Source organism: Bacillus sp. BF2-3, from assembly GCF_008368795.1.
Lineage (GTDB): Bacteria > Bacillota > Bacilli > Bacillales > Bacillaceae_G > Bacillus_A > Bacillus_A cereus.
This window is the reverse complement of record NZ_QOSA01000053.1, coordinates 43,629-55,968: the sequence shown is the minus strand read 5'-3', so window position 1 is coordinate 55,968 and position 12,340 is coordinate 43,629. Positions and strand designations below refer to the sequence as shown.

Genomic DNA, 12,340 nt, shown 5'->3' with positions numbered 1-12,340 from the left:
TCTTTGTTAAAAAGACAATTTCTTTTTTATTTTTATACAACATATATAATGATGAAATGGTCACATACAAAAAACAAATTTTTTGAATTTCATCAGACGGGGGGATGGTGATGAAAAATCCATGGATTGGTAAGGGGATATGGGATGAAATTTACAAGTATAAAAAACTGAATATACAAGATAATTTACACGAAAAAAGAGGGGGAAAAGAAGAAATACCACCTGAATTAAAGGGAGAATATGTAGCATCAAAATTAGAGAAAGAAGGTAAAGCGTCTGGATCACAAATAGGGCCTTTAATACGCTCACTGGTGGTCAAAACTCCATTTTCTATTTTTTCAGAAGTAACTAGTTTTAAAATATTTCCAAAAATAAATGTTAAAAATCAAGAAGCATTTGTATTTAGGAATGAAAAAGGTGTAGAAGGGCGTGAATTAGATTGTAAGTTATTAACTACAGTGCAACAATATTATTCGGATAGTTATTGTAAATTAGTTTCTTTAAATCTTCATGAGAAGAGAATTCATTTTGAATTATATAACCAAAAAAATAAAGGGAATAAAGAAGAGAATAAGGTAGAGGCATCTTCATGGATTCCTATTCACAGTATAATATTAGAGAGTGAAAATGGGGAAGACGTAAATAATTTTATTACAGCGAAACTACCAATAGAAATAGGAAGATATAAAGGTGAAATTAGTTTGCGAGAAAAGGTTGTATTTAAAGAAAAAGTGATTGGAATAAAAGAGGTTGAACAGGAGATTATTTTGACAAAAACCGAATTTTTAATACCAAAGGTAAAAAAGAATGAGCAAAATACACTTACAGTTGAAAAAGGGAGCTTATTGGTAGAAGGGTATATATATCAATGTATTGAATACATATCAGAACAAAGTAAACTTCATGATAATGAGCATCAGTTAATACAAAATATTGTATTGGAGTTAATCATTCAAGTAATACAAGAACAAGAAGTACAAGTGCGAATTAAATAAAAATAATTATATTCCCTCGATTAGCTGATTATTTTTATTCGTAGTGTATCGATGGGTATTCTTTTGTAAATCATTCAGTGCTGCAAACTATTTGTTAAATGGTTTATCCTTGATAAATACAATTTTACATTGTTACTAAATTGTATGAATCTCCTCTGGTTTAAGTTTTAAAAAAGTGCTAACAAGTTTGCAAACGATCTTGCTAACACTTATACAGAATAGACATAAATTATCGCTGATATGTCGTTTTTAAAAATAGTCTTAATCAGTTAAATCACACTTATACGAAATGCTCATAAAAACCGTCTTAGTATCAAGAATATAACATGTTAGGTCAAACAAACCTTGATATAACAATGTTTGTTTAACTTGAATTTGTAAAACATTTACATTTTATAAATGCAAGTTATCCAAATCAACGTAATTATAAACATAAACATGATTAACACCAATCGGTTTACGTGACATTCGTATATTTTAAGTCTTTGATAAATAATACAATTTAAATTTTGCAGATCAGTAGAATGAGGAAATATGCTTAGAGTATTAGCGAAACCCAATCCTAATCAATTCTTTATCATTTATTTCAATTACGAATCTATATTCTTTGTCTAATATCCAGTAATAAAAACTGACTGCATCAACGTCAACTAGTGATTGGAATACTTTATCAAGATTTGTACTTACTACAGGGATTTCATAGTTATCCCATATTATAAAAATCTGTTCGTCAAAATCTAGTTGGTTTGCTCTAATAAGGGAAATTAGTTGTTCTTTGTTCGAAGCTATGAATTGGTTATCTATCTGTTCCCAATCTATTCTTCCCGAGACAGTTATAGGAAATGAATTCATTAAAATAATAGCAATCTGCTGGCTTTTTTCTTGGGAGAAAATGAGAGTTTCGTTTCCTAGGGATTCAAGGCATTCACTAAACAAAGGGTTTGTGTCATTGTTGTTTTTGGTTTTCAGTGCTCTTAACTTTTGTCGCAATTTCCATTGTCTTGACGATCTATCATCCATTTTTAACATTCCTTATACAATTATTTAAGAATGAGTATAGCATATAAGGGAAGTCTTTATGAAAAGGAACTTTTTAAATATAAATTAAATAAAAGCGTTATTTGAAAAAAAGCCTTTTAAGGAAAGATAAGAGGCCATCAAAAAATATAACAACATGAAAATTTTATATTATGTATATACAATTTAAAGAGTTAGTGGAAATAATAAAATGTATAAAATTCTTATAAAAAAGCCCTAGGATTAGGGGATCTAGGGCTTCCTCTGTTGGTATATCTCACACGACATTATAAAAAGAAAAGAACTTAATGAAGGTAACACATGAATGTTTCGTAAATGTATCAAAAAAGTGAACAAAAGCGTTATTTTATTAGAAAAGTATGATTGTATGAAATAACATGTATGAAAGAAGAGGCGTTAGCAAAAATATCCCTTAACGAAATCGGCTTTATTTTTCAGCAAAGTAACCTTCTTAAGTGACTCATGTTGTATAGGTAGCAGAGAAAACAGAAAGAGTTCTTTTTATGGAGGACGGAGAAGTTGTTAGTGAAATACAACTAGGCAAGTTTAGGAATGATGATTTAAAAGCGCGAGAAGAGAAATTGTTAAAATGGTTAGCTGTACTCGGATTTTAAAGACAAAAACTCCTATTGAATATAGGAGTTTTTTCTTTGTTTGAAAGTTCGAAAAGATATATAATAATTTTCTGACTATTAATTTATGGAGGGGTATTAATGAAAACTGAAATGTTACACACACAAAAAGATATTTTAAAAATGCTTGATTCATTATTAAGACCTGCTGAACCATTTTGGAATGAGTTTTATGAGAATAGAGAAAAGGATGTTCCGTTTTTTGAAAATGTTCCAGATGAGAATCTAGTTTCTTATATACAAAAAGAGAGAGTTTTAAAAGGGAAAGTATTAGAACTTGGATGTGGTCCGGGTAGAAATGCAATTTATCTAGCGAATGAAGGATTTGATGTAACAGCAGTGGATTTATCTGTAGAAGGCATTAACTGGGCAAAAGAAAGGGCATTGGCAAAAGGGGTAGAAATTCATTTTATTTGTGATTCAATTTTTAATTTAGAGGTTCAAAACGAATTTGATTTTGTATATGATTCGGGCTGTTTGCATCACATTCCACCGCATAGAAGAATAAATTATGTGGATTTAATTAAAAACTCATTAAAATCGGGTGGTTATTTCGGATTAACATGTTTTGCAGCAGGCGATTTAGATGAGCGAAATGGATCAGAAATAACAGATTGGGACGTATATAGAGAATGGAGTCTACAAGGTGGTCTTGCATACTCGGAAGAAAAGTTAAGAGAGATATTTAAAGAATTAGAGGTAATTGAGATTAGAAGGATGAAACAAATGAAACAACCGAATGAAATGTTTGGAGAATCATTTCTTTGGACAGCATTATTTAAGAAGAAATAATAAAGTAGATAATTGACAAACTCATCGTTTTTATAGACAATATATTCATAGGAATATACGTTCGGTTTTTGAGTGACGTATGTTTTACATAAATACATAACAAGGGGCTGTCTCCATATGAGTAACGCAAATCAAAAAATTACTACGTTTTTAATGTTTGAGGGCAAAGCTGAGGAAGCAATGAATTTTTATACGTCGCTATTTGATCAATCAGAAATTGTAAGTATTTCTCGCTATGATGAAAATGGACCTGGTAAAGAGGGAACTGTAATTCATGCAACTTTTACGCTAAATGGCCAAGAGTTTATGTGTATTGATAGTTATGTAAATCATAATTTTACATTCACTCCAGCTATGTCTCTTTATGTAACTTGTGAGACAGAAGAAGAAATTGATACGGTCTTTCATAAACTAGCGCAGGATGGAGCAATTCTTATGCCTTTAGGTTCTTATCCGTTTAGTAAAAAGTTTGGCTGGTTAAATGATAAGTATGGTGTATCTTGGCAGTTAACTCTTGCTGAATAAAAAAGAAAAAGCGTAGCTTATTTTTGTTTGTAAAAGATGTTCATCTTGTATGGAATGAAGTTTCTAGGGTTTTAAAGAATAAAGGTATTCTTATTGCTGGATTTACAAATCCGTTACTATGGATTTTTGATGATAACCAAGAGCAAAAAGGTATTCTTGATGTTAAACATTCAATTCCTTCATCAACATTGGATTATTTACCAGAGGATGAAGTTCAAGATTACATCGATTCAAATCAAACAATAGAATATGCGCATACTTTAGAAGACCAAATCCAAGGCCAAATTGAAGCTGGTTTTGCTATAACAGGTTTTTATGAGGATGATTTTGGTGGAACAAGGATATTAGATAAGCATATTAAAACATTTATTGCGACAAAAGCTATAAAGTTAAAGATGGATTAAGAATTTTTGCTTGTCGCACGGGGCGTTAGTCGAAGAACGCTCTTAAAATAGAAAAGGATGGTGCTTTCCATCCTTTTCCTTATGTATTTTGAGTGTCGAAACTATTCTCAAAACAAGTTTTACACTACCAATTGTATAATTAGGTTATGCTTTTATATTAAGAATTTTGCTGACCAAATCTTTTTCCAAGTTTAGCTAACAATTCAGGTTGATCGCTTTGGCTCATTATAACTTCAATAAAGATAAGTTGATTCTTATTAAAAGTTATATTTGTTAAGACTGCTGCTAATTCTGCTTCATTTTCTACTTTAAATGTTAGACTTTTTTCTTCTGCCCCAAATACCATTGATAGTTTATTATAATCCCACATTTGTATATCATTATAAAGTTGGTTTTGGCCGTGAATGGCACGTTCAACAGTGTATCCGTTGTTATTGATTAAAAATATAATTGGTTTTAAATTTTGACGTAATATAGTTGATAACTCTTGGGCAGTTACTTGGAAAGAACCATCACCAATAATTAAAATGTTGCGCCGTGATAAATTGGCGAGCTGTGTACCAAGTAGAGCGGGCAGTGTATATCCGATAGATCCCCATAACGGTTGTCCTACATATGCAGTGTTATTAGGTAGAGGGATAGCAGAACTACCAAAGAAAGGTGTTCCTTGCTCTACAATTAAGACGTCGTTTTCTTGTAAGAAATGGTACATTTGCTGCCAAAAACGTTTTTGTGTGACCATTTGTGCTTTTGGAATGAACTCTTCAGTAAAAGGTGATGATTCTAAAATAAATGGCTTAACGTCAAGGGTATCTTTATTACGATGCTCAATTGAATCACTTAAATGTTGTAAAACATCCTGCATTACAACTGGACCGTATTTTTTATCTATAATTTTCACAGTGTAGGGATGGATTTCTATAACTTGTTCTTTTTTAAAACCTTGTGTGAAGCCGCCTGTAATAGTATCAGTTAACTTCACACCAATACTAATAATACAATCAGATTCATCAATTCTTTTTCTCAAGTACGGAGAACTTACATCACCAGTATAAATCCCTATAAATTGAGGGTGTTTTTCTGGGAATATTCCTTTTCCCATACTTAACGTCGCGATGGGAAACCCAGTTTTTTCTACGAATTGATGTAAATTTTCTTTAGCGTGAAATCGATCTACTTCAAAATCAGCTAAAATTACAGGTTTTTTGGCGTTATTTATTATTGAAGTGGCATGTAGAAGCATTTTATCCAACGCTTCTTTATTACTTAAAATCGGTTTATATAAAATTGGTTCTGTAGGTTTATTAATTGGTTTATTATACACATCAATCGGCAAATTAATATGAACCGGGCGTTTTTCATTCCAACATGCGCGTAAAACACGGTCAATTTCCTCAGCAGCATGCTCAGGTGTTACATTTGTTTGTGCCACAGTGATTTCTCGATACATATTGGAAAAGTGATCGAACTTTCCATCTCCTAACGTATGATGGACGATTGCTCCATTTTCCATTACTTTTGTTGGTGGCGTACCCGTGATTTTTATAACTGGCACGTTTTCCGCATATGAGCCAGCAATACCGTTAATAGCGCTTAATTCTCCAACACCGAAAGTAGTAATAAGAGCAGCGATTCCTTTTATGCGAGCGTACCCATCTGCTGCATATGCAGCATTTAATTCGTTACAATTGCCAATCCACTTTAAATTTTCATGTGCTACCACATCATCTAAAAAGGCAAGATTATAATCACCAGGAACCCCAAATATATGTTCAATTCCTAATTCATGTAGTCTATCCAATAAATATGTACTTACAGTATATTGTTTTTTCAAATGAATCATCTCCTAATTGTGCAATGAATGTTTCAATAGACTAAATAAGTTCTAATGCGTTGATTAAAATATTCATTACTAGATTGTGGTATAATTTACATACAGGGGGAAAGTAGATGACACAACATAAAGAAGAACAGATGAATGAGGCATTAGCATTATTTTATTTTGCATATAAAACATTTACTGAAAAGCCAGATGAAATTATAAAAGAATATGGCATTCAACGAGTACATCATCGAATTTTATTTTTTATCGCACGTTTTCCAGGGATAAGTGTAAATGAGTTATTATCACTATTAGAAATAAGTAAACAAGCTCTCCACGGACCGCTACGTCAACTTGTGGAAAAGGGCTTAATTGAGAGTAATGAAGCTATGCATGATCGACGTGTGAAACAGTTGTCTTTAACAGAAAAAGGTACAGATTTAGAGAAAAAACTGAGTGATGTACAAAGACAACAAATGGGTGCTATTTTTTCAAAATTTGGTGAATCATGTGAGGACAATTGGCACCAAGTTATGAATGAAATGGCAAATAGCCGATCAGGTTTTGATGCTTGGATATCCAAACGTGAAATACCAGTCGATCAAAAATAATGAAAAAACTTCTGTTTTTATCGTTTGAAAAAGAACAAATTTTATCCATACATTTGGCAACTATGATTTGGTCATAGAGTGAATGGATAAAAAGATACATTACTAGATACTTTATACGTGTACGCAATGGAACAATAAAATTCACATTTCCGAAAGGGGAATTATAATGATAAAACTTGTACTTATTCGTCACGGACAAAGCTTATGGAATCTTGAAAATCGCTTTACGGGATGGACAGATGTTGATCTATCAGAGAATGGATTAAGTGAAGCGAGAGAAGCAGGAGCAATATTAAAGAAAAACGGATATACTTTTGATGTGGCTTATACATCAGTATTAAAACGCGCAATTCGGACGTTATGGATTGTACTTCATGAGATGGATCTTACTTGGGTTCCAATACATAAATCTTGGAAGCTAAATGAAAGACATTATGGTGCATTGCAAGGGCTGAATAAAGATGAAACTGCACAAAAATATGGTGAGGAGCAAGTTCATATTTGGAGAAGAAGTGTTGATGTAAGACCACCGGCTCTTACTGAAGACGATCCTCGATATGAAGCGACCGATCCAAGATATAAAACACTCAAAAAAGGTGAATTTCCATTAACTGAATGTTTAGAGGATACGGAGAAGAGAGTACTTGCTTATTGGCATTCAGAAATTGCGCCGACATTAAAAAGTGGTAATAAAGTAATTATTTCATCACACGGTAACACAATTCGCTCGCTAGTAAAATATTTAGACAACCTTTCAAGTGATGGTGTAGTTTCATTAAATATTCCCACTAGCATTCCGCTTGTTTATGAATTAGACGAAAACTTACGTCCGATTCGTCATTATTATTTAAGTATGGATGGAGAAGTACCTGAAGGGGAAATTCCGAAACATATTTCTTTTTAATACGAAAATTTGAAATGAATGCTTGTCTACATATACAATATAGACTCATGGTAAAGTGAAATTTTAATCAGTAGGGGTCTTATTTCCCACAAATAACAGGATAAAAGACGTGGTACTTTCTAATATATATGCGATGTAGCTAATTTTAGAAGCTTGTCCACGTCTTTTGTCATAAAGAGAGCAGCTTGCGCATGTAATGATATCGTGAGTAGTTTTTGAATGGAGGGTGATGTGATTAATGATCTCTAACATTCGAATTGGCTTATTTGTTTTAGCGATTGTCTTTGTAGTCCTTGTTTTCTTTTATTGGAAAAATGAGGAGTTGTACGAGGAGAAAAAGCAACGTATTAGAAAGACTTGGTATGGTTTGTTTATCATATCTGTCACCGTGTATTTCATGATAAAAGGAATTGATTTAACCCTCTGGAAAAATCTTTTAATGTTTACTGCAATGGTTATTTTTGTTGATATTGCGTTCATTTTAACGCCTAATATTTCAGAAATATGGGGTGCGAAATTTAGCGATATTGGCAAGACAGTTCAATCAATAAAACGATCATTAATTGCATCTAAAGCGAGAGGGGAAATATACACGACAATTATTCAAAATGTTAATCCAGCAGTATTCGGTACGATGGAATGGCATACGGAAGAGGAATATACAAAGAGCTTAAATGCATTTTTAGATTCATATGGGGAAAAGATTGGCGCGAAAATTGTTGTTTTTGAAGCCGCGAAAGAGTTAAATACAAACTTTCGTGGTATTCGCTCGCAATTTAGTATTATCGTTCCGTTAGAACATATCGAGCAATTGAATGAGCAGAAAGCGGTGCAAGTAGAAAATGTCGGGATTATACCAGCAAAAATAGTAAGTGACGTTTTCATTGTTATTGATGGAAAGAAAAATAACCTGCAAGATCGGGATTTTGAAAATGTATATAATTTAACAATACATCATAGTTATTTTAGTAAATAAGGACAGAATCTTTTTCTGTCCTTTTCTTCTATACATAAATTAAAAACAAAATCCGACAAAGTTGAATAAAATTGGACAATCATTCCTACACTAGCATGTAGAGGTGATTGTAGTGGTAAAAGATTATGACAATGATTTTTTTAAAGAAGGTAACGAAGATACAACAGATTTCTCTTTAATAAAAGGGGATACGTTGCAGCAAGTAGAAGAATTAGAAGAAGAATTAAAAAGAAAATCATAAGTGTACACTCTTTCTACATTTGCTATATAATATAAATAAAAGGTTGTATCTTTTTGAAAAGGGGGAGAAGAGATGGCTGAAGTCAATGTGCAAAAGTCTTCGTTTTTTAAAGAAAAAAAAGAAGAATCCAATACAGATTTCTCTCTTGTGAAAGGTGCATTAACGGAGAATATAAATCGGTTAGAGAAACTAATGAATAATAGTAGTTCAAAATATATACAGGTGAAAAGAACAAAAGAAAATGCATAGAGCATTTTCTTTTGTTTTTTTATTTAATAGTAAACTTATCTTTTACTTTTTCAGGTAAATCTGCTTTCTGAATCTCTTCATAGGACTTTACTTCAATTGATGATATTTCATTTTTGCTATTATCATCTTGATCTACATAAAGGCGTAAAAACGCGTATTTATTTAATTTATGGTCGTTTTCTTTTTTTGTACTTCTAAATGTAATTTGTTTTTTGACACCATCTTCATCATATGCGGGCAGCGTATAGTTTCGTAAGTTTCTACCATCTACTTTTTCGATAGTTCCTTCGCCTTTTATCTGCATGTAATATACATCTTTACCAATTCTATTTAGTGACGCTCTCTCACAGCCAATAGTAAAACTAAAAAATAATAAACATAGTGTAATAATTGCTAAAAACTTTTTCATTTTCTTTATCTCCTTTAATGTGTTTCTTTAAAAAGTATACGATTATTATTAAATGAGAAAAATCGATATAGATTACAACGCCCTTACAATATTGTAAGATTGTTGTACATAAAATGAACAATAAAAGTTAAAACAAAGGTAAAATAATGAATCATGGTATAATGATATGAGACTTACATATTATTTTGTCATTTGGAGAGGAGCTTGAAAAATGTATTCTACCTTAGAACAATTAACAAAGCACCCTGTATTTTATCATTTTGCAGAAATTTCAAAGATTCCTAGAGGATCAGGTAATGAAAAGGAAATTAGTGATTATTTAGTGGGCTTTGCAAAAGAGCGTAACTTAGAAGTCATTCAAGATGAAGCATTAAATGTCATTATTAAAAAAGAAGCAACAACTGGTTATGAAAATGTACCAGCTATTATTATTCAAGGTCATATGGATATGGTTTGCGAAAAAAATCAAGCAACAGTACATGATTTTGAAAAAGATCCAATTGAATTACGAATCATTGGGGACATGTTATATGCAAATCAAACAACTTTAGGTGCTGATAATGGTATTGCAGTTGCGTATGCATTAGCTTTATTAGATTCGAAAGAAATTCCGCATCCAGCACTTGAAGTCGTTATCACTACTGAAGAAGAAACGACAATGGGCGGGGCTTTTGCTATTGATCCAAATCATTTTGAAGGAAAGATATTTATAAATATTGATTCTGAAGAAGATCATAAATTACTTGTAAGTAGTGCAGGTGGTGCGAAAGCTGTTGAAACAATTCCCGTAATTTGGGATGAAACGCCAGCGAATATGGATGCATACCGTCTATATGTTGGTGGCCTAAAAGGCGGACATTCTGGTATGGAAATTGATAAACAACGCGGTAATGCGAACAAAGTATTAGGACGAGTATTACGTGATTTATCGGCACATACGGAGTTTAACATAAGTGAAGTTCACGGCGGATTAAAAACGAATGCAATTCCGCGTGAAAGTGTAGCTACACTTTTAATTCGTACAGAAGATGTAGGACAAGTAGAAGAAAAACTAGAATCATGGACACGTGTATTACAAGAAGAAATGCGTGCTGTTGATCCAGATGTTCATGTTACACTGACAAAATTGGATGAAACAGTTGAAAAAGTATTTGCTCAAGAGACACAAAAGCAGCTTATTTCATCATTATTCTTAATTCCAAATGGCATTCAAAGTATGAGCATGGATATTAAAGGTCTTGTAGAAAGCTCAACAAATTTAGGCGTTATTGAAACGTTGCAAGATGAAATTAAATTACGTAACGAAGTGCGAAGTTCTGTAAGTAGTTTAAAACAACATGTTGCAGAAGAAATCAAATATATTGCTGAATTAGTTGGTGCTACATTTGAAATAGAGTCAGAGTATCCAGAATGGCCATACAATCCAAACTCACAAATTCGTAATTTATTTGAAAAAGTGCATCAAGAAAAATACAATAAAGAAATTGAAATCTTCGCTGTGCATGCGGGGATTGAGTGTAGCGCATTCGTTCAAAAAATGCCTGAATTAGATGCAATTTCATTCGGACCAGACATTTTTAACGTCCACACCCCAGATGAACATATCAGTATCTCTTCTGTAGTGAATAACTGGGGATTCTTCATTGATGTAATGAAGGGTACAAAAGAATTAGCTAAGTAATAACGACGAAATAAAAAGGAGCCTATAAAAATTTATAGGCTCCTTTTTTGTATTGGAATTTATCCCGCTATTTGCCGAGCAGCCCGATTGGTTTAACTAACAATCAGTGGGGGATGAATAAAACCACTACTGATCAAAGTTTCACTTTATGAGAAGTCATTTTTCGTTAGTATGTAATATTAAGCTTGAACAATTAATAAGGATGAATTGTTGATGTTTTTTAGTACTGATGAAGGGGTGGAGAAATGAAGGGAAGAAAGCATTTTATTGTTTGTATGTTTTTATTGTTCTTCACATTTAGTTTTATTGGTGTTCAGAAAATAATAGCAGAGGAAGTTGAATTTACAGGAACAACAGCTCCATTGAATGTTAATGTTAGAGAGGCAAAAAGTTTGAATGCAAATATTGTAGATGTGATTCCCGGAAATACAACAGTATCTTTTAAAGGATGGGAGTATGGTGAAGCGGTTAAAGATTACTGGACAGGAAATTTAGATAATCGTTGGTTTTATTATTTTAAAGATGGAAAAAAAGTATATGTAACGTCAGCGTATATTAATGGAAATCCTCCAAATACATCAATAGATCGTAAATTATCTGTACCTAACATATTACAAGAAAGATCAAATTGGTGTTGGGCAGGCACTTCGGTTTCAGTTTTAAATTATTTTGGGAAAACTCCTTCACAAGATCAGTACGTTAGGTATGTTAAGGGTGGATCATATAATAATCCTGCAACTTCACGTGAAATACAATATGGATTATCAGGATATGGTGTTAGCTCAGCTATAAGTTCTGGAGCAAAATCATATGATTGGTTCAAAAGTCAAATTAATAGTAATCAGCCGATGATTGCACTCATTATGTGGCAAAATGGAGCTAACATCGGACACTTTCTAGTACTTGATGGATTTTATAAAGGGACAAATGGAACAGATTATATAACGTACATGGACCCTTGGTATGGTGATCATTATAATCATAATTTCAGTACGTTCCATAACAATAATAATTTTTGGTGGAGTGAAACTGTTTATAATATCCATGCAAACTAATAATAT

At 32.3% G+C, this 12,340-nt stretch carries 13 protein-coding genes and 2 pseudogenes; 12 read left to right on the top strand and 3 right to left on the bottom strand.

Going from position 1 to position 12,340, the window contains the following annotated elements; genetic code table 11:
- Nucleotides 1–110: 110 nt before the first annotated feature.
- Nucleotides 111–995: a BC_2427 family protein gene (locus DN401_RS27850; RefSeq protein WP_000795504.1), complete on the top strand. Its 885-nt coding sequence runs from the start codon at nt 111–113 to the stop codon at nt 993–995.
- 546 nt (nt 996–1,541) lie between these two features.
- Here DN401_RS27850 and DN401_RS27845 read toward each other — a convergent pair.
- The gene (locus DN401_RS27845; RefSeq protein ID WP_000342724.1) at nt 1,542–2,015 is read right to left on the bottom strand and encodes a CDI toxin immunity protein; all 474 of its coding nucleotides are present in this window, start codon (nt 2,013–2,015) and stop codon (nt 1,542–1,544) included.
- 491 nt (nt 2,016–2,506) lie between these two features.
- Between DN401_RS27845 and DN401_RS30540 the strand changes: the two are divergent.
- The 4 genes and pseudogenes from DN401_RS30540 to DN401_RS27825 all read left to right on the top strand — a co-directional run.
- Nucleotides 2,507–2,647: pseudogene (locus DN401_RS30540) on the top strand (ABC transporter ATP-binding protein); the annotation flags it as partial.
- A gap of 99 nt (nt 2,648–2,746) precedes the next feature.
- Nucleotides 2,747–3,457, top strand: a complete 711-nt coding sequence (locus DN401_RS27835) for a class I SAM-dependent methyltransferase (protein WP_000846113.1) — start codon at nt 2,747–2,749, stop codon at nt 3,455–3,457.
- Nucleotides 3,458–3,574: 117 nt separating this feature from the next.
- The gene (locus DN401_RS27830) at nt 3,575–3,982 is read left to right on the top strand and encodes a VOC family protein (protein WP_000063587.1); all 408 of its coding nucleotides are present in this window, start codon (nt 3,575–3,577) and stop codon (nt 3,980–3,982) included.
- Between the two features lie 23 nt (nt 3,983–4,005).
- A pseudogene (locus tag DN401_RS27825) lies at nt 4,006–4,386 on the top strand (SAM-dependent methyltransferase); the annotation flags it as partial.
- Between the two features lie 157 nt (nt 4,387–4,543).
- Here the strand turns inward: DN401_RS27825 and DN401_RS27820 are convergent.
- Nucleotides 4,544–6,229, bottom strand: a complete 1,686-nt coding sequence (locus DN401_RS27820) for an alpha-keto acid decarboxylase family protein (RefSeq protein WP_033689139.1) — start codon at nt 6,227–6,229, stop codon at nt 4,544–4,546.
- Nucleotides 6,230–6,336: 107 nt separating this feature from the next.
- Between DN401_RS27820 and DN401_RS27815 the strand changes: the two genes are divergently transcribed.
- The 5 genes from DN401_RS27815 (at nt 6,337) to spoIISB (ending at nt 9,189) form a co-directional block, all read left to right on the top strand.
- Nucleotides 6,337–6,819, top strand: a complete 483-nt coding sequence (locus DN401_RS27815) for a MarR family winged helix-turn-helix transcriptional regulator (RefSeq protein ID WP_000191888.1) — start codon at nt 6,337–6,339, stop codon at nt 6,817–6,819.
- Nucleotides 6,820–6,985: 166 nt separating this feature from the next.
- Entirely contained in the window at nt 6,986–7,723 is a 738-nt protein-coding gene (gene gpmA / locus DN401_RS27810) for a 2,3-diphosphoglycerate-dependent phosphoglycerate mutase (protein WP_000594152.1), read from the top strand.
- Nucleotides 7,724–7,961: 238 nt separating this feature from the next.
- Nucleotides 7,962–8,699: a type II toxin-antitoxin system SpoIISA family toxin gene (locus DN401_RS27805; protein WP_000624977.1), complete on the top strand. Its 738-nt coding sequence runs from the start codon at nt 7,962–7,964 to the stop codon at nt 8,697–8,699.
- Nucleotides 8,700–8,811: 112 nt separating this feature from the next.
- Entirely contained in the window at nt 8,812–8,940 is a 129-nt protein-coding gene (locus DN401_RS27800) for a hypothetical protein (protein ID WP_000237819.1), read from the top strand.
- Between the two features lie 72 nt (nt 8,941–9,012).
- The gene (gene spoIISB, locus DN401_RS27795; RefSeq protein ID WP_000852629.1) at nt 9,013–9,189 is read left to right on the top strand and encodes a stage II sporulation protein SB; all 177 of its coding nucleotides are present in this window, start codon (nt 9,013–9,015) and stop codon (nt 9,187–9,189) included.
- Between the two features lie 19 nt (nt 9,190–9,208).
- Here the strand turns inward: spoIISB and DN401_RS27790 are convergent, their stop codons facing one another.
- Nucleotides 9,209–9,598, bottom strand: a complete 390-nt coding sequence (locus DN401_RS27790) for a YxeA family protein (protein ID WP_000713863.1) — start codon at nt 9,596–9,598, stop codon at nt 9,209–9,211.
- 211 nt (nt 9,599–9,809) lie between these two features.
- Between DN401_RS27790 and pepD the strand changes: the two genes are divergently transcribed.
- A complete protein-coding gene (gene pepD / locus DN401_RS27785) occupies nt 9,810–11,279 on the top strand; it encodes a beta-Ala-His dipeptidase (RefSeq protein WP_000287556.1) in 1,470 nt (489 codons plus the stop codon).
- A 245-nt stretch (nt 11,280–11,524) separates the two neighbouring features.
- Nucleotides 11,525–12,334, top strand: coding sequence for a papain-like cysteine protease family protein (locus DN401_RS27780; RefSeq protein ID WP_000678370.1), 810 nt, complete (start codon nt 11,525–11,527; stop codon nt 12,332–12,334).
- The last annotated feature ends 6 nt before the right edge of the window (nt 12,335–12,340 follow it).

Excerpts from the sequence above, each read along its gene's own strand:
- DN401_RS27850 (WP_000795504.1), top strand. The coding sequence starts at position 111 with ATGAAAAATCCATGGATTGGTAAGGGGATATGGGATGAAATTTACAAG.
- DN401_RS27845 (WP_000342724.1), bottom strand. The coding sequence starts at position 2,015 with ATGGATGATAGATCGTCAAGACAATGGAAATTGCGACAAAAGTTAAGA.
- DN401_RS27835 (WP_000846113.1), top strand. The coding sequence starts at position 2,747 with ATGAAAACTGAAATGTTACACACACAAAAAGATATTTTAAAAATGCTT.
- DN401_RS27830 (WP_000063587.1), top strand. The coding sequence starts at position 3,575 with ATGAGTAACGCAAATCAAAAAATTACTACGTTTTTAATGTTTGAGGGC.
- DN401_RS27820 (WP_033689139.1), bottom strand. The coding sequence starts at position 6,229 with ATGATTCATTTGAAAAAACAATATACTGTAAGTACATATTTATTGGAT.
- DN401_RS27815 (WP_000191888.1), top strand. The coding sequence starts at position 6,337 with ATGACACAACATAAAGAAGAACAGATGAATGAGGCATTAGCATTATTT.
- gpmA (WP_000594152.1), top strand. The coding sequence starts at position 6,986 with ATGATAAAACTTGTACTTATTCGTCACGGACAAAGCTTATGGAATCTT.
- DN401_RS27805 (WP_000624977.1), top strand. The coding sequence starts at position 7,962 with ATGATCTCTAACATTCGAATTGGCTTATTTGTTTTAGCGATTGTCTTT.
- spoIISB (WP_000852629.1), top strand. The coding sequence starts at position 9,013 with ATGGCTGAAGTCAATGTGCAAAAGTCTTCGTTTTTTAAAGAAAAAAAA.
- DN401_RS27790 (WP_000713863.1), bottom strand. The coding sequence starts at position 9,598 with ATGAAAAAGTTTTTAGCAATTATTACACTATGTTTATTATTTTTTAGT.
- pepD (WP_000287556.1), top strand. The coding sequence starts at position 9,810 with ATGTATTCTACCTTAGAACAATTAACAAAGCACCCTGTATTTTATCAT.
- DN401_RS27780 (WP_000678370.1), top strand. The coding sequence starts at position 11,525 with ATGAAGGGAAGAAAGCATTTTATTGTTTGTATGTTTTTATTGTTCTTC.